This window comes from Polaromonas sp. LjRoot131, assembly GCF_964252805.1.
Lineage (GTDB): Bacteria > Pseudomonadota > Gammaproteobacteria > Burkholderiales > Burkholderiaceae_C > Polaromonas.
Map to the genome: position 1 here is coordinate 1,033,433 of NZ_CAXUPF020000001.1, position 16,090 is coordinate 1,049,522.

General features: G+C 62.9%; 13 protein-coding genes. 4 read left to right on the plus strand and 9 right to left on the minus strand.

Annotated features, from left to right (window positions below):
• Positions 1 to 63 precede the first annotated feature (63 nt).
• From ACSQ27_RS04675 to ACSQ27_RS04690, 4 genes are all read left to right on the plus strand, one after another.
• On the plus strand, positions 64 to 2,919 hold the full coding sequence (locus tag ACSQ27_RS04675; RefSeq protein ID WP_436154298.1) for an FG-GAP-like repeat-containing protein: 2,856 nt from the start codon (positions 64 to 66) through the stop codon (positions 2,917 to 2,919).
• Between the two features lie 62 nt (positions 2,920 to 2,981).
• The gene (locus tag ACSQ27_RS04680) at positions 2,982 to 6,752 is read left to right on the plus strand and encodes an RHS repeat domain-containing protein (RefSeq protein WP_436154299.1); all 3,771 of its coding nucleotides are present in this window, start codon (positions 2,982 to 2,984) and stop codon (positions 6,750 to 6,752) included.
• 13 nt (positions 6,753 to 6,765) lie between these two features.
• On the plus strand, positions 6,766 to 7,176 hold the full coding sequence (locus tag ACSQ27_RS04685; protein ID WP_436154300.1) for a hypothetical protein: 411 nt from the start codon (positions 6,766 to 6,768) through the stop codon (positions 7,174 to 7,176).
• A 151-nt stretch (positions 7,177 to 7,327) separates the two neighbouring features.
• Positions 7,328 to 7,729: a hypothetical protein gene (locus ACSQ27_RS04690; protein WP_436154301.1), complete on the plus strand. Its 402-nt coding sequence runs from the start codon at positions 7,328 to 7,330 to the stop codon at positions 7,727 to 7,729.
• A 32-nt stretch (positions 7,730 to 7,761) separates the two neighbouring features.
• On the opposite strand, the gene ACSQ27_RS04695 is transcribed toward ACSQ27_RS04690, so the two are convergent.
• From ACSQ27_RS04695 to ACSQ27_RS04735, 9 genes are read right to left on the minus strand one after another with little or no spacing between them, the layout of a single operon-like run.
• Entirely contained in the window at positions 7,762 to 8,295 is a 534-nt protein-coding gene (locus tag ACSQ27_RS04695) for a hypothetical protein (protein ID WP_436154302.1), read from the minus strand.
• Positions 8,292 to 9,029, minus strand: a complete 738-nt coding sequence (locus ACSQ27_RS04700; protein WP_436154303.1) for a hypothetical protein — start codon at positions 9,027 to 9,029, stop codon at positions 8,292 to 8,294. Before ACSQ27_RS04700 ends, ACSQ27_RS04695 begins: the two co-directional genes overlap by 4 nt.
• Positions 9,010 to 10,644: a GspE/PulE family protein gene (locus ACSQ27_RS04705; protein ID WP_436154304.1), complete on the minus strand. Its 1,635-nt coding sequence runs from the start codon at positions 10,642 to 10,644 to the stop codon at positions 9,010 to 9,012. Before ACSQ27_RS04705 ends, ACSQ27_RS04700 begins: the two co-directional genes overlap by 20 nt.
• A 14-nt stretch (positions 10,645 to 10,658) precedes the next feature.
• Entirely contained in the window at positions 10,659 to 11,852 is a 1,194-nt protein-coding gene (locus ACSQ27_RS04710) for a type II secretion system F family protein (RefSeq protein WP_436154305.1), read from the minus strand.
• A gap of 11 nt (positions 11,853 to 11,863) precedes the next feature.
• Entirely contained in the window at positions 11,864 to 12,328 is a 465-nt protein-coding gene (locus tag ACSQ27_RS04715; protein WP_436154306.1) for a type II secretion system protein, read from the minus strand.
• A 46-nt stretch (positions 12,329 to 12,374) separates the two neighbouring features.
• Entirely contained in the window at positions 12,375 to 12,797 is a 423-nt protein-coding gene (locus tag ACSQ27_RS04720; protein WP_436154307.1) for a type II secretion system protein, read from the minus strand.
• Positions 12,784 to 13,284: a type II secretion system protein gene (locus ACSQ27_RS04725; RefSeq protein WP_436154308.1), complete on the minus strand. Its 501-nt coding sequence runs from the start codon at positions 13,282 to 13,284 to the stop codon at positions 12,784 to 12,786. Before ACSQ27_RS04725 ends, ACSQ27_RS04720 begins: the two co-directional genes overlap by 14 nt.
• Positions 13,281 to 15,596: a cohesin domain-containing protein gene (locus ACSQ27_RS04730; protein ID WP_436154309.1), complete on the minus strand. Its 2,316-nt coding sequence runs from the start codon at positions 15,594 to 15,596 to the stop codon at positions 13,281 to 13,283. Before ACSQ27_RS04730 ends, ACSQ27_RS04725 begins: the two co-directional genes overlap by 4 nt.
• Positions 15,593 to 16,090 carry a hypothetical protein gene (locus ACSQ27_RS04735; RefSeq protein WP_436154310.1) on the minus strand — a complete coding sequence of 166 codons (498 nt, stop codon included), beginning with the start codon at positions 16,088 to 16,090 and terminating at the stop codon, positions 15,593 to 15,595. Before ACSQ27_RS04735 ends, ACSQ27_RS04730 begins: the two co-directional genes overlap by 4 nt.

A 16,090-nucleotide genomic window follows, 5' to 3' on the forward strand; every position in this document is an offset into this window, starting at 1 on the left:
TACAGTCGACGTCAGTAAAAAAGCTGAAAAAGCTAAAAGCAAGAATCAAAACGAGGGATGGGAATGCACGCTAAACACAGCAAGGTCTTGCGTTGCGCGGCTCTGTGGCTGTTGGGCGCCGGGCTTGGCTTGGCCCAGGCCCAGACCACCACGGTTGCGGGCATCACGCCCGGCCAGTTCTCGGTCAACGAGTCGGGCGCCGCCACCTACCGCATTCCCATCCAGGTCCCGCCTGGCGTCGCCGGCATGGAACCCAAACTCGAGCTGGCCTACAACAGCCAGGGTGGCAATGGTTTGCTGGGCATGGGCTGGATCCTGGGCGGGCTCAGCAGCATAGGCCGCTGCCCACGCACCATGGCGATTGACAACTTCAGGGGCGGCGTCAACTTCGACATGAACGACCGCTATTGCATGGACGGCCAGCGGCTGATCCTGGTCAGCGGCACGTATGGCGTTGCCGGCAGCGAATACCGCACCGAGCTCGACAGCTTCAGCAAGATCGTTGCCTCGGGCACGGCCGGCAACGGCGTGGCCTTCTTCACGGTGCAGACCAAGGCCGGCCTGACCATGGAGTACGGCAACACGGCCGACTCACGGATTGAAGCGCAGGGCAAGACCACAGTCAGGGTCTGGGCGATCAGCAAGATCAGCGACGTCAAGACCAACGTCATGACCTTCGGCTATTACAAGAGCGCCGATAGCAGCGTGTATGCACCGCTCAACATCGGCTACGGCGGCAACACGGCGGCGGGCTTGGCCAACAGCCTGTCCGTCAGCATCCAGTACGACACCACCCGGACCGACAAGACCAAGGTCTACCAGGGCGGCAGCCTCATCCAGCAGGACAGGCGCATCAGCAGTGTTCAGCTGTTCAACGGCAGCACCCTCACAAAAACCTATTCGCTGGCCTACAGCCCAAGTCCCGCCACCAGCCGTTCCAGGCTACTGACTGTCACGGAATGCGCGCCGGGCGGCAACTGCCTGCCCCAAAGCGTGTTTGCGTACAAGGCCATCACCAGCACCTCGCTTCAGCCGCTGGTCAAATGGCACACGCGTTTCGGCGATGCGGAAAACTTCAACCTGCCGCAGTACTACAACACCCTGCAATTGGTTGATGTCAACAATGACGGCCTCGCGGACCTGTGTTCCCGCAATTACGATGGTATTTATTGCGGGCTCAACCTCGGAAGCGGCGCCGGCTTCGGCGGCTTGACGCGCTGGTCGACCAGTTTCTCCGACGCCGGCGGCCTGGACCAGCCCCAGTACTACAGCACCATTCGTTACCCCGACGTGAACGGTGACGGTTTTCCCGACATTTGCGTGAGGCTGATCGACGGCATTTATTGCGGCCTTAACAACGGGACCACCTTTTCCTCTTTGACGCGCTGGACTATCGGCTATAGCGACAGCTGGGGCTGGCTCCCCGCCAAGTTCTACAGCACCATCCAGTATCTGGACCTGAATGGCGATGGCCTGCCGGATATTTGCGGCCGGGCTGGGGACGGCCTGTATTGCGCCCTGAACCTTGGCAATGGAACCGGGTTTGGCACGGTAACGCGTTGGTCCGCACGGTACGGAGACGACACCGGCTGGGGCCTGGAGCAGTACTACACCACCATCCAGTACATGGATTTGAATGGTGACGGCTTGCCGGATGTTTGCGGCCGTGGCGGAGACGGCTTGTTTTGCGCCATTAATCTGGGTACCGGGGCCGGCTTTGCGGCTGGTTCGATGTGGTCATTGATCCCCAGTGACGCCAATGGCTTCAATGTGCCGCAGTACTACAGCACCATCCAGTTCCCGGATTTGAACGGCGACGGGCTGGCGGACATGTGTGTCCGTAGCGGCGATGGGATTGGCTGTTCCATCAACACCGGCAGCGGCACCGGGTTCAGTGGCATGACGGCCTGGTCGACCAGCCTTTCCGATGCCGGCGGCTTCAACCTTCCCCAGTACTACTCCACCATTCGTTTTGTCGACATCAATGGCGACGGCCTGCCTGATCTCTGCTCTCGCCAGTACGATGGTTTGTACTGCGGGCTCAATACCGGCAACAGCGGTTTTGGCGGCCTGATCCAGTGGTCGACCAACTATGGCAATAACAACGGCTGGGGTTATCCGGAGTACTACAGCACGCTGCGGTATGCCGACATCAACGGCGATGGTGGGGTGGATGTTTGCGGCCGCGCCATCGACGCCTATTACTGCACTGCCTCCTTGCCCAACACCAATGACAGGCTTGAGACCATCACCAAAAACGGCCAGGTGACCACGGTGGCCCTGAGCTCCCTGGTCGGCAACCCGGCGGTTTACACCAAAGACGTCACGCCGAACGCCGCGGCGTACCCGAAGCTGGACCTGCAATATGCGCAATACGTGGTGAGCACAGTCGCCAGCAGCAATGGTGTCGGCGGCACAGTCACCACGCAGTACAACTACGGCGGCCTCAAAGCAGAGCAGGGCACAGGCCGCGGCATGCTGGGCTTCCGCTGGATGAAGTCCAAGAACCTGGCGAACAACATCGAAAGCTACACCGAGTTCAACCAGAACTGGCCTTTCACCGGAAGTGTGTTCAAGAGTGAAACCCGCCTGGCGGGCTCCGGCAACGCAGGTGTGCTCAAGCGCACGACCAATACCTATGCGCAAGGGACGGGCTCGGCCACAGGCACGACTTTTGTCTATCCCAGCCAGAGCGTCGAAGAAAGCTGGGATTTGGGCGGCAGCGCATACCCCACGGTCACCAATAGCTACCAGTACGGCCAGAGCCCGCAATACGGCGACCCGACGCAGATCAGCGTGAGCAACAGCGCAGGCGCGGGCAAGACTACGGTCAATGAATACTGGCCGGCCAACACCGGAAGTGGCAACTGGATTCTGGGCCGGCTCAAAAAAGCCAGCGTCACCAGCGTGGCACCGTAAACAGCCGGCAATAAAACACAAGCAAGCAGCAAGAAGCACAAGCAATCAAGAGGGCAGGGAATATGAAACACCACATCCACAAACGCTTTGCAGCCATCGCATTACTGGCTGTCCTCGGCTGGGGGCAGGCGGCCTGGGCCGACACCAAGATCCGCGCCAGCAGCTTCGAATACGATGCCAGCGGCTTGTTGACCAAAGAGGTGGTCGAACCCGACAGCCCAAACGACTGCGTGCAGACCAGCTATAGCTACGACACTTTCGGCAACAAGACCGGCGTTACCATCTCGGCTTGCGCGGGCGCCACGGGTTATACGATTGCCAGTGCCACAACGCCCCGAACCGCCACCAGCAACTTTGGCAGCGACGGCCGCTTCCCGCTCAGCACCAGTAACGTGCTGGGCCAAAGCGAAATCAAGATCTATGACGCCCGCTTCGGTGTCCCCTCCAGCATGACCGGTCCCAACAGTCTGGCCACCCAGTGGGAGTACGACGGTTTTGGCAGAAAGAGCAAAGAGACCCGTGCCGACGGCACCTACATCAGTTGGGCTTACAAACTCTGCACCGACGCCGGCATCAGCTGCCCCGGCCCCATAGGCGGCGCCACCGTCGTCTGGGTTGCCATCGAACAAAGCTACGCGGCCAATGCGGCAGTGAACGCCCCCGAAAAACGTAGCTATTACGACACCTTGAACCGCGTCGTGCGCAGCCAGACCGCAGGCTTTGACGGTGCGGGTGTTGCCCCCACCCTGGTGCAGGACACCGAGTACGACACGCTGGGCCGCGTGGCTCGCAAGTCCAACCTCTATAAATTGATGGGCGGTGCCCCGTATTGGGCCAGCTTTACCTATGACGTATTGGGCCGCGTCATTCGCGAAGAGATGCCTGACCCAGATGCCCCCGCCGGCATTGCCGTCACCACCAAGAGCTACAGTGGCCTGGTTTCGGTCGTCACGAACAGCAAAGGCCAGACCAAGACCACCACCAGGAACGCGCAAGGCCAGGTGGCTCAAGTCCAGGACACCCAAGGTCACACTGTGGTGTACACCTACGACGCTCTCGACCAGATGATCCAGACCAATGCGGCAGGCTCCATCACGACCATTGCGTACAACCAGCGAGGTCAAAAAACCAGCATGGCCGACCCAGCCATGGGCGCTTGGGAGTACCGTTACAACGTCTTTGGCGAGCTTGTCTGGCAGCGCGACAGCCTGGGCCAGGCCATCACCATGGCCTACGACAGCTTGGGCCGCATGACCCAGCGTACCGAACCCGACCTGGTCAGCCAGTGGAGCTACGACACCAAATTTGACGGCAGCCCTTGCGGCAAGGGCGTGGGAAAACTCTGCGAAGCCAAAGCCGACAACGGCTACAAGCGCGTGCATACCTATGACGCGCTCGGCCGTCCGATCGTGACGTCCACCGTCTTGGATAATCCCTCAACGCCTGCCGTGGTCAGCGTCGCCTACGACGCCGTCACCGGCCGCATGACCAGCAAGACCTGGCCCACCGGCTACCAGGCGAACTATGTTTACAGTGCCAGCGGCTATTTGAAGCAGGTCAACGGCGGGGGCACTGGCGGCTTTACCCAGACCGTCAGCTACGAAGTGCTGGCCATGGACGCCGAGGGCCACATCACGCAGTACAAACAGGGTAACCAGGTCACCACCGTCAAGGCCTATAACGAGGCCACCGGCAAACTGACCGGCCAGACCGCCACCAAGGACGGACAGGCCACGGGCAATGTGCTCAACCAGAGTTATACCTACGATTCATTGGGCAACCTGACCACACGCGCCGACAACTCGCCCGGCGTCGGTACCCAGGAAAGCTTTAGCTACGACAGCCTGAACCGCCTGACCCTGAACACCCTGCTGGGCGGGGCCGTGAGCCCGCCGACGACCACCGAGGTCATGTATGACGCGCGCGGCAACATCACCTACAAGAGCGATGTCGGCCGCTACTGGTATGACGGTGCGCGGCCCAACCGCATGACCAACATCACGCTGGAGACGGCCCCGGGCGCGCAGATCGCTTTTACCGGCACGCGCCAGCTGACCTATGCGTTTGACGACTACAAGCCCGGTGCCCAGACGGTCAACGGCACGGCACTAGGCAACGGCAACCTGGAATACACGGTGAGCCTGGATGCGGTCAACAGCCGCCATACGTATCGGGGTGAAACCTATACCAGCTTTAACATGCCGGCGACGATCACCTTCGGCAATATGTCGGGTAGCACGGCAGGCCCGGTGGACCGCAACCTGGCCTTTGTCTACGGCCCCGAGCACCAGCGCATCAAGCAGACGGTGGTTGGCGGGCCGAATCCGGGCACGACTTGGTACCTCAATGGCGAGGACAGCCTGGGCCTCTCCTACGAGAAGGAGATCAAGGGCACGGGGATCACCGAGAACAAGCACTATGTGAGTGCGGGCGGCGTGGTGTTTGCGCTGTTTGTGAGCCGCACGGGTACCTTGGGTGCAACGCCGGCCACCACAACCAGCTACTTCCACAACGACCATCTGAGCAGCATCGTGGCGATCAGCGACGAGACGGGCACCGTGGTGGAGCGCATGGCCTTTGATGCCTGGGGCAAGCGGCGCTTTGTGAACGGCACGCCGGACGTCTTGGATTCCATCGTCGGGTTTAACACCGACCGTGGCTACACCATGCATGAGCACCTCGATGAGATGGGGGTGATTCACATGAATGGGCGGATCTATGACCCGCTGGTTGGCAGATTCATGAGCGCGGATCCCTTCATTCAAAGCGTAGACAACCTGCAAAGTTATAACCGTTACGCCTATGTGCTTAACAATCCTCTGGCGTTGACTGATCCCAGCGGCTATTTCAGCTGGGGCGGATTATTCAAGTCATTTGTCTCATTCTCAGTCAACCCGTCTGCGAAGAACTTGTTCAATCTTGTAGCGGCGCAACCGGGGCAGAAGCAGGTCGACAAAATCATCATGAACACCCCGTTGCTCTACAGCGTCGGGCAGATTGCGGCAAGCGCCTTTACGGCTTTCTGCGGTGGCTGTGGCGGTGCAATCTGGTCCTCGTACTATGCTTATCAGAGTACAGGGTCCATGTCTGCGGCCTATAAAGCCGGCGCAATTAGCTTGGCGACAGCAAGTGCGATGAGCTGGGCTGGTGACGTGGGGGAACTCTATGGTAAATATGGCATCGAGCATTTTGGAGCGCATGCGTTAGTCGGATGTGTAAGTAGCGCTGCTCAAGGCGGAAACTGTGGCGCAGGCGCGCTTGCAGGAGCGGCTGGGTTGGCCGGAACAGCATATGGGTTGATTGGATCTGCAATCGCTGGGGGTGTGGGCGCCGTCATTGGCGGGGGTAAGTTTGAGAATGGAGCAGTTACCGGGGCCTTTGGATATCTCTTTAATCATTGCGCGCACACTCCCGAAGGCTGCATGGCTAGCGTAGACATAATGGGAATGCCTACTGACCATACCTATCCAGGTGCTCAACAGGCAATGGCGGTAGCGGGCTCGTTATATGGCGCAAGCGTTTCCGTCTTTTTGGCTGCTGAGTGGTTGCCTCTTTCGTTGCTGCCTGACACCATGGTTGCAACCAGAGTCTCGGGAATGGGATCCGAAGCGTTGAGTGCTTTGCAATCGTCTTTTAAAAATGGCGCAGCGATGTCCAAAGCATTTAAAGATCCAACTGGAGCACTAATGAGAGTTATGCCGAGAGAGCAATTAATGGTGTACAGAGAAATCGCTACTAGAAAATTCGAGTACTACCGGGAAATTGGCAATCAGTTGGGGCAACAGGTGCAAGGGATTAGGATTGATAGGATCACCGAATTTTTCAAGAAGTAGAAAATTTATACATATGATCGTATGCATCACTATCAAAGCAGGCAACGCACCTAATTTGAAATTTGAATCAAGCATTGATCGGCGGGGGCCTGAGTTTCTTGAAACAAAAAAAATAAAATCAAAAGAGACTTTGAGCGGCTTCTATGATTGGTTGCGTGCTAGCGATGGAGAAATTATTGGTGTTAGATATTGGCTAGAAGCCTGGGAGGTTCAGCGTATTGGGGATCTTCGTTGGGATTCTCGGTTTGTCGAAATAACACCTTCATGCATACAAATTTTTTTTAGCAGTAGTAGAGGCTTTGATAATCCAATTTCCCAAGATCAAGAATTTGGACAGAGTGGAATTTGTGCATTAGATGATGAGACAGTCCGGTTTTTCTTTGAGACGAGTTTGTCAGAGGGTGAGTTTTTAACGAAAATCTGAGGTCAGGCTTTGCGTATCTGGGCTCACTCTTATCTGATCTCTTTTTTTTTTTCACGCCATTGCGCGTTACTGCCTGTGTGTCTTGCAATCTTGGATTAGGCGTTTGCATATGCTGAATCACTGATGACATTCAACACGTCTATCGATTCCCATGCCCAAACGAAAAAAGTCTGTTGCGCTCGTATTCAGAGGATTTGATCGTACTGCGCAGGAAGTAGCGAACCTCGTTGGGGTGGAGACACAGCGACTGGGGAATCGTGGGGAACCCGTAAAACCAGGTGTTAAAACCCAGTTGGTAAGGTCTCATGTTGGGTTTGAAGTCGAGTTCTCAGACGACTATGAGCTGTGCGAGATGATTCCCGAACTTCTTGGACGTCTTGGGGGCGTGGATCATCTTTGCCGCGTCAGAGATCAAGTGCAACCGGAGTTTTCCGAAATCCATTTCGAATTACCGGTTCGAGAATCCGAAGAGTCGCAAGGTGGATATTTATCGACGGCTGTTATTGCAGATGTTTTGCAACTCAGGACCAGCTTGTCGTTCGGCTTTTTCTAGGATGACTACAGAGCAGGTCGGACTGTGAAGGATCACAGTTTGCCAATCTGCACAAACCACAAGCCCCGAACCACCTGCGCAGAAGCAAACCCGATCTGGTTCCCGCCACCCCCAGCCCCCGTCACACTCTCCAGCTGCCAAGGCCGGTTTTCATAACCGCCATTGAGCGCTTCGGTCACGACTGAAGCCTTCTGCATGGCATCCAGTTCAAACTCCAGCCGCAGCACGCCGGCCGCTCCGTCGAGGTTGAAGCCGCGCAGGCGGACGCCGATTTCCTTGAGGTTTTCCGCCGAGGCGAATACCTTGTTCAAGTCTTGTTGTAGCAGCTGAACAGCTTGCTCGGCGCTGGCTTGCCGGGGGTCTGCCGTGACAACACGCCGTGCATTGAGCTGGGTGATCTGCTGCTGGATGGCGGCGGCGCGGCTTTCGGTGTCGCGTGTTGCCCGATTCGTCTTTTGCCAGTGCAGGGCTACGGCGCCTGCCAGGCACACAGCGCAGAACGCGGCCACGGCCCACACCCAGCGCCAGCGCTTGTCCGCGACAAAATCAATTTCAATCGTTTTCATGCGCTGTACCAGTGGCCGGCCCAGCGCCTGGGGCCGGTGGCCATGGGGGTTTCGGGCTTGAGGCCAAAACCGAGCCTGGCCAGGCCGCTTTCTTCGTGTCCGTGCTCCTGCAGCCATTGCCGGCTGTAGGCCTGCAGGGAGGCGGCATCCTGTTGCTCACCGGGCAGGGTCGTGGTCTTGAAGCCGCCTTTGCCGTCACCGGCGACCAGCGTGGCGGCGTCGGGCTCGATCACGAGCAGGCTTTGGGTGCTGCGCTGCCGGCTCAGCTTTGATTGTGTGGCGGTCGCCCACAGCGGGGAGACCGACACCAGTTTGCAGCCCAGCAGTTCTGCCCAGCGCTCCAGCTCCTGCCGCATGGGCAGGGCGATGGCTGCCGCGGCGCCGGGTGCTATGGCATCGATCTCGCAGGCGATCTGGTCCAGGTCGGTGCCCATGTCCCTGGCGGCGGAAGCCAGGGCGATCTGCCGCCTTTCTTCCCAGCGGGTGACGCCTTCGGGAATCGCCACGGTGAGGGCGGGGCACCAGGCACCGCTGAGGCTGATGCGCAGGCGGCTGCCTTTTTTGACGAGGGATTGCCCGCTGGAAGATGCACTCTCGGCCAGCCTGGCCAGCACGCGCTCCAGCGGCAGGGTGGCCGGGCTGCGCGAGATGATGGTTTCCCGGGCGCCGGCCTTGAGCAGGGCTACGCCTTGCCCGAGGTAGACGTCTACCGTTTCAGACCAGACCGACCACACGGGCGACCTCCTCGAGTGTTGTCGTGCCTTGTTCGACCCTGGCCACGGCTTGCGCCAGCAGCCGGGTGCTGGCATCGCGGTACACGGTTTCCTTGAGTTCGGTCATGGAGGTTTTTCTCACAATCAGGTCGCGCACGGCGTCTGTCAGCTCATGGACTTCGGCGACGACAAAACGCCCGCGGTAGCCGGTCTGCCGGCAGTGGGCGCAGCCCTGGGCCTTGGGCAGCTGGCGTGGCACGGGCAGGCCCAGCGCGCTGAGCTTGTCGCGCTCGGCGGCGCTGGTGTCTTTCCATTGCACGCAATGCGGGCACAGCTTGCGCAGCAGGCGTTGCACGACCACGCCGTTCAGGGCGGAGGCCAGTGCGAAGGGGTCTATGCCGAAATGCTGGAAGCGCCCGAGCACGTCGAACAGGCTGTTGGCGTGCACCGTGGTGAAGACCAGGTGGCCGGTCAGCGAGGACTGGATGGCGATCTCTGCCGTTTCGGCGTCGCGGATTTCGCCGACGAGGATCTTGTCGGGGTCGTGGCGCAGGATGGAGCGCAGGCCGGTGGCGAAGGTCAGGCCTTTTTGTTCATTGACCGGGATCTGCAGCACGCCGGGCAGTTCGTATTCGACCGGGTCTTCGATGGTGACGATTTTTTCCAGGCCGTCGTTGGCTTCGGATAGCGCGGCATAGACGGTGGTGGTCTTGCCGCTGCCGGTGGGCCCGGTGATCAGCAGCATGCCGTGGGGCCGGGTGGCCAGGGCGCGTATGGTGGCGGCGACCGCGCCGTCAAAGCCGAGCACGTCCAGCGACATGCTTTCCTCGGTGTGGCGCAGCTGGGCCTTGTCGAGCAGGCGCAGCACGGCGTCTTCGCCAAAGATGCTGGGCATGATGGACACCCGCAGGTCTATGCTGTCGCCGTTTTTTTGCTGCCAGTGGATGCGCCCGTCCTGCGGGCGGCGGCGCTCGGTGATGTCGAGCTGGGCCAGCACCTTGATGCGCGAGATCACTTCCTCGGCGCGCTGCGGGTCGTCCAGCCTTTCGCCGGGTGCCATCACGCCGTCGAGCCGGTACTTGATGCCCACGCCCTTGCGGTCTTTTTCAAAGTGGATGTCGCTGGCGCCTTCTTCGTAAGCCTTGGCGATGGCCTGGTCGACAAACTGGACGACGGGGGAGGCGTCGTTCAGGCTGGCCGGCTTGGTGTTGCCTGCCAGCGCGGCGGGCGTCGCCGATGTCCGGGACTTTTTGAGGAAAGCGATTTGCCCGGGGCGGGCCAGGGCCAGCTGCCGGTGCGCCTGGGTGCTTCGGGCCAGCGCCAGCGTGGCCTCGGCGGACCAGGGGTCTTCACAGAGCAGCAGGGTTTTGCCGTCCAGCGTGACCCGGATGCACACCTCGGCCGTGCCGCCCGCGGCGGCGCCTTCAGGCTTGACGCCGGGCCACTGGCCGTCGCTGATGACGGCGATGCCGTGCCCCTCGAGCAGCGTGGCGCTCAAGTCGGTTTCGCTGGCGGCCAGGGCGGCCAGCAGGCCTTGCCACAGGCTGCCGTCCAGCGCGGGGGACTGGCGCAGCGCGGCCAGCGCCTGGTCGAATTCGCCCTGGGCAAGCAGCCTGGCGGGAAGGGGAGTGTTCATGGGTGCGGGGCCTTTTAGCGCAGGCTGGTGGCCATATCAAACACGGGCAGGTACATCATGACCACGATGGTACCCACCATCAGGGCAACCGCCAGCAACAACAGGGGTTCGACGATGCGTGTCGTGCGTTCGACGAACAGCTCGAAGCGCTCGCCGTGGATGCGCGAGACCACGTCGGCCGCGAGGTGGAAGTCGCCGTTGCGCTCGGCGGCGGCCATCAGGCGCCGCCCGACCTCGTCGCACAGGCTGGCCTGCGCCAGGGCCTGGGACACCAGGCCGCCGCGCTCTATCTGGCCCAGCGCCTGGGCCAGGCCGCTTTTGAGCTCGGGCGACAGGGCCGACTGGCTGGCGACGGCCATGGCGTCGGTCATGGGGTAGCCGCCCTTGAGCAGCAGGGCCAGCGCCTGGTACATCATGGCGAGCTGGAAATCCTCGATGCGCCGCTGTATCCAGGGAATCGAGCGCGCGGCCTGCACCACCAGCCGTTTGCCGTGGCCGCTCACGATGGCGTAGCCCAGCAGGATCGCCGCCCCGAGCAGGCCGCCCAGGACCAGCGCGCGGTTTTTGCCGATGAACTGGCTGATCTCTATGGTCAGCGCGGTCGTGCCGGTGGAGGCGCCGCGAAGGTTTTCATACATGCCGGCGAAATTGGGCATGACGACCAGCAGCAGGAACAGGGAGATGCCCAGGCCCAGCGTGGTCACCAGGGCGGGGTAGATGGACGCGCTGATGACCTTGGTGCGCAGCTCTTCGACCAGCTTGTTGAAGCGCAGGTAGTCGTCCAGCGCCTCGACCAGGTTGCTGGTGCGCTCGCCGGCGCGCACGGCCGCGATCAGGACGGCGGGCGTGCCGGGCAACTCGGCCAGGGAGGTCGACAGCGACTGGCCTTGCTCCAGGCGCACCAGCAGGGCCGCCGCGATGCCGTCGTTGCGGCCTTCCAGGCGCTGGCGGGCCGACAGCGTGTCCACGGCCTCGACCACGGTCATGCCGGCGTGGATCAGGGTCCGGATCTCGCGGCAAAACATGGGGAAGGGGTTGCCGGCCAGTGAAAACCGGAAGGACCAGGGTTTTGAGGCCGCACGCACGCTGAGCACGGTCTGGCCCTGGGCCTGCAGTGAGGCCCTGAGCGTTGGTTCGCTGGCGGCCTCGAGCAGTTGCTCGCTGACGGCGGAGTCTCCCAGGCGCAGGCTTCGAACGTGGTACTGCATGCTCGTGGCCTTTAGCGGCGCGGCGCCGTGGGCGCGGTCTGCGCCAGCGGCGGACGGTAGACAAATTCCCAGTCGGCGTAGCGGCTGGCGGCGGGCAGCGACAGGGTGTCGAGTTCCAGGGCCGCACTGCGGATGGGCTGCGCCGTCGACAGGCTGTGGACGCCGGCGATGCCGCCGTCTTCCGACATCACCAGGCCCCAGTTGGCCGAGCGGGTCATGGGATCGGGATAGACCTCGCGGATGTGCCGCCGGATGCCGACAAAACGTTTGTCTTCCGCGAGGTCTTCCAGCGTCCGGGGCCAGCGCTTCAGGTTGCCGGGCGATGTCTCGTAGTAGGCGCCTATGGCCTGCGCATAGGCTTGCCCGATGCGCAGCAGGTCGGCCTCGCGTTCGCGCAGGTCCTGCTGCGAGACATAGGTCATCACGCTTTGTGTGGCCAGCGCCAGGACCACCATGGCGGCCAGCACGGCGGCCATGGTGAAACCCCGCTGGCGTTTTGCCGCCACCGGCCGGCTGTGGGAACTACCAGCTCGCATAGTCGCTGCCGTCCCTGGCGCGCTGGGTGGCGCCGCTTTTCACGTCAAAAACGCCTTTGGAGGATTCCTTGGGCGGGATCAGCACCCAGCTGTCCAAGCGCTTGGTGATCGGGTCCAGGGGCACGGCGCGTATGTAGCGCTGCGTGACCAGTTCATCCAAAGTTTCGGGGTAGCGTGCCTTGTCGCGGTAGAACTGGTCGATGGCGGTGCGCAGGCCCACCAGGTTTTGCCGCAGCACGGTTTCGCGGGCGTCGTCGACCCGGGACAGGTAGCGCGGCGCCACCATGCTGGCCAGGATGGCCAGCACGGCCATGACCACCAGCAGCTCGATCAGGGTGAAGCCGGCGCGCCGGCGCAGGGCCTTCATGGCGCCGGGCTTGCGGGGCGTGGGGGCGTCACCAGCTTGCATACGGTGAGCCGTCCAGGCCTGTGGCGGCCGATGAGGAGTGGACGTCATAGACGTCGGCGCCGGGTGAGGGCTTGGCGGGCGGCGACGCGTAGCTGCGCAGGCTCCAGGTCTGCTCGGCCGGCAGGCGCGCATCGGCGAAAGGGTCGCGCGGCACCTGCCGCAGGAAGTACTGCATCTGGCCCTTGCCCTGGGGGCGGGTGTCGGGCGTGCCTTCCACCAGCGCCTTGAGGCTGGCGGGGTAGCCGTTGCCCGCGGCGGTGCCGGCCACCGCGCCGCGGTCGGCGGCACGTTTGTAGTCGTCGATGGCGCCGCGGATTTCGCGCAGGGCGGCCCGCAATTCGCGCTCCTTCTGCGCCGTCACCAGGGTCTCGCCCAGCGGCATGACGGCCGCCGCGAGCACGCCCAGCACCGCCATCACCACCAGCAGCTCGATGATGGTGAAGCCGCGCGCCAGGCGCGGGGTGGCGTGGAGCGCGCGCGGTGTCATTTCACGTCAAGGCGCAGCGAAGGCAGTTCACCGACGGCCGCCGCGCCGCCGAGGGGGATGGGCTTGAGGCTGGTGATGCCCAGGTCGATGGGCCCCGCCGCCTTGGCCTTCAGGCGCAGCTGCAGCAGGCTGCCCTGGCCGGTCGCGCCGTTGCTGTCGTTGCTCAGGATGCCGGCGCCTATGCGGCCGGTTGTGGTGTTGACCGCCTGGGTGAAGCTGGTGGTGGCGCCCGATTGCTTGAAGAAGCTGCCTTCGGAGACGTCCAGCACCTCCAGCGATTGCGCCGGGAAAGAAATCTCGAGGGGCGCACCGCGCAGGGCGGCGGCGGAAGACAGGTTCAGCGTGACCACGAACTCCGTGCCGGCCTTGACCTCGGCCGGCGCTTTCCAGGACGCGAGGATGGGGCCGGCCGCGGCGACGGCTTTCGCGGCGGCGGCCGCGTCCGTGCCCGCGGGCGTGGCAGCGGCGACAGCGGCATTGGCGGCGGTGGCGGCAGGCTGGCTGCGAGCCGTGGTGGCGACGGCTTCCACCTCGGCGGCTTTGGCCAGGGGCACGCGCGCCGGCGAGGCCCGCAGCCGGGTCGCCATTTCGCTGCCCACCCACATCTCCGCCTGGGAGATGTCGGGGTGGGGCGCGCTGCGCAGGATGCGCGGTGTGATGGCGAGGATCAGCTCGGTGCGCTGGTAGTCGTCCTTCTGGCTGGAGAAGAGGCGCCCGAGCACGGGCATGTCACCCAGGCCGGGGACGCGGTTGGCGCTGGAGCGGTCTTCGTTGCTGATCAGCCCGCCCAGCAGTTGGGTTTCGCCGTCGCGCAGCCTGAGGACGGTGTTCGCGTTGCGGGTGCCGATCTGGTAGGCCAGCGAGCCGGCCGCCGTGCGGACTTCCTTGGCAATGCTGCTGACTTCCAGCGCCAGCTTGATGGAGACCTCGTCGTCGGGCGAGACCACGGGTTCGACCTCGAGCTTGATGCCCACGTCCAGGTAGCTGATGCTTTCGGACAGGAATGTGGCCGTGGAGCTGGTGGTGACGACCGGCACCTTGTCGCCGATCAGGATCTTGGCTTTTTCGCGGTTTTTGGCCCGGATGCGCGGATTGGCCAGGACGTTGAAGTCCCCGACCTCGCGCCGCAGGTTGATCACCGCGTTGCCTATGCCCACGCCGATGCGTTCCGAATTGAGGCTTCTCACGCTGCTGACCGTCAGGCCCGTGGCGCCGGGCAGTGGCAGCGGGGTGAGCGTCAAGCTGTTTGGAAAGTTGATGCCCAGTTCGGTCAGGCGCGCGGTCTTGATCTCCAGGATCTCCACTTCCATCATGACCTCGGCGTCGCCGATGTCGTGCAGCGCGACCAGGCGCTCGGCGAGGGCAATGATCTCAGGGCTTTCGCGCAGCGCGATCAGGTTGGCGCGCTCGTCCACGAACGGGTCCTTGATGCGCAGCATGTTGCGCAGCAGGGCCGCGGTGGATTTGGCCTCGGCGTTTCCCAGGTGGAAGACGCGGATCACCTGCTCCTGGTGCTCACGCTGCTTTTCAGGCGTGTTGGGGTAGATCAGCACGGTCTGCGGGTCTATGGTGCGCCGCGCCAGCTGGTGTGCGCCGACGACGAGGTCGATGGCGTCCTCGACCTTGGCCGAGCGAAGGTACAAGGTGACGCGGTTGTCCTGCTTGACGTCGCGGTCCAGGACAAAATTGATGCCGCTGCCGCGCGTGATGGCCTCGAGCACCGTGGACAGGGGGGCGTTGCGGAAATCCAGGGTGATGGGACGGCTTTCGGCCAGGCCGCGCCGGCCGGCGGGCTCGGTTTCAAAGCGCAGCTCGGCTTCCAGCCGGCGCTGCAGGGCCAGCAGCTCGGGCTGCCGCGGCGAATCGCGCAGGCCGTTTTCGACCACGCGCAGGGCCTGCTCCCTTTTTTTGGCGTTCATCAGGGTCAGGGCTTCGTCCAGGCTTTTTTCGGCACGGCGCTGCGCGATGATGTCGTTTTGCAGGGCCAGAATCCTGTCGTTCTTCGGATCCAGGGCCTGGGCGCGCAGCAGGGTGTTGTCGGCGTCGTCGAAGCGGCCCGCCGCGCGCTGCTGCAGGGCCTGGGCGATCAGCCGTGAGATCGCCTCGTTCTGCGCGGAGATCAGGGTGGCCCGCAGCGCCGTGTTGTCGGGGTATTTGGCCAGGCCTTCCTGGAGTCCCTGGAGGGCGCCTTCATAGTCGCCCTGGCGCATCTTGGCGTTGACGTCATCGCGGACGAATTGCGCGCATCCCGCCAGCATCAAAACGGAAGCGAGGCTGCCCCAGGTCGCCAATTGCAGTGTGCGGAGTTTCATCGGATCTCGTAGGTAGGGGGGGCGGGAAGGTCAAAGCGGGTATTGAAATTCATGGGCGGGTAGCTCAGCTCCACGGTTCGGTCGTGGATGGCGTTCACCCGGTAGCCGTTGGGGAGGGTCTGGCCCACCGACAGGGACACCGTGGTGTCACCCACCGCCACAAAAACCACCTGGCTCCCGTCCGGGGCGGTCATCCTGCCCGCGTATTGCAGGTTCAGGGGGGGCGGGGAGGGTGGGGGCGGCGCGGCCTGGACCGGCTTGGGCGCGATGACGGCCGGCGCGGGGGGCGCCACGAGGGCAAAGGGGTCGCGGCTGGCGGCGTCCAGGGCAGGGCGCTCGAGCGTGGCCGGCAGGGGCAATGAAAGCCTGGACGAGGCCGCGGCGCGCGCGGTGCGCGGCGCTTCCACGGGCGGCGATGCCGGCGCGGGCGCAAAGGCCCAGGCGGCGAGCGCGACCGCCCCCACCGACGGGTAAATCCAGCGCCGGCTTGCCAT

Bases quoted from the DNA above. Each gene is read 5' to 3' on its own strand.
- ACSQ27_RS04730 (WP_436154309.1), bottom strand. From the start codon at position 15,596: ATGAAACTCCGCACACTGCAATTGGCGACCTGGGGCAGCCTCGCTTCC.
- ACSQ27_RS04710 (WP_436154305.1), bottom strand. From the start codon at position 11,852: ATGCAGTACCACGTTCGAAGCCTGCGCCTGGGAGACTCCGCCGTCAGC.
- ACSQ27_RS04725 (WP_436154308.1), bottom strand. From the start codon at position 13,284: ATGACACCGCGCGCGCTCCACGCCACCCCGCGCCTGGCGCGCGGCTTC.
- ACSQ27_RS04735 (WP_436154310.1), bottom strand. From the start codon at position 16,090: ATGGCAAGCCGGCGCTGGATTTACCCGTCGGTGGGGGCGGTCGCGCTC.
- ACSQ27_RS04675 (WP_436154298.1), top strand. From the start codon at position 64: ATGCACGCTAAACACAGCAAGGTCTTGCGTTGCGCGGCTCTGTGGCTG.
- ACSQ27_RS04685 (WP_436154300.1), top strand. From the start codon at position 6,766: ATGATCGTATGCATCACTATCAAAGCAGGCAACGCACCTAATTTGAAA.
- ACSQ27_RS04680 (WP_436154299.1), top strand. From the start codon at position 2,982: ATGAAACACCACATCCACAAACGCTTTGCAGCCATCGCATTACTGGCT.
- ACSQ27_RS04720 (WP_436154307.1), bottom strand. From the start codon at position 12,797: ATGCAAGCTGGTGACGCCCCCACGCCCCGCAAGCCCGGCGCCATGAAG.
- ACSQ27_RS04695 (WP_436154302.1), bottom strand. From the start codon at position 8,295: ATGAAAACGATTGAAATTGATTTTGTCGCGGACAAGCGCTGGCGCTGG.
- ACSQ27_RS04715 (WP_436154306.1), bottom strand. From the start codon at position 12,328: ATGGCCGCCGTGCTGGCCGCCATGGTGGTCCTGGCGCTGGCCACACAA.
- ACSQ27_RS04690 (WP_436154301.1), top strand. From the start codon at position 7,328: ATGCCCAAACGAAAAAAGTCTGTTGCGCTCGTATTCAGAGGATTTGAT.
- ACSQ27_RS04705 (WP_436154304.1), bottom strand. From the start codon at position 10,644: ATGAACACTCCCCTTCCCGCCAGGCTGCTTGCCCAGGGCGAATTCGAC.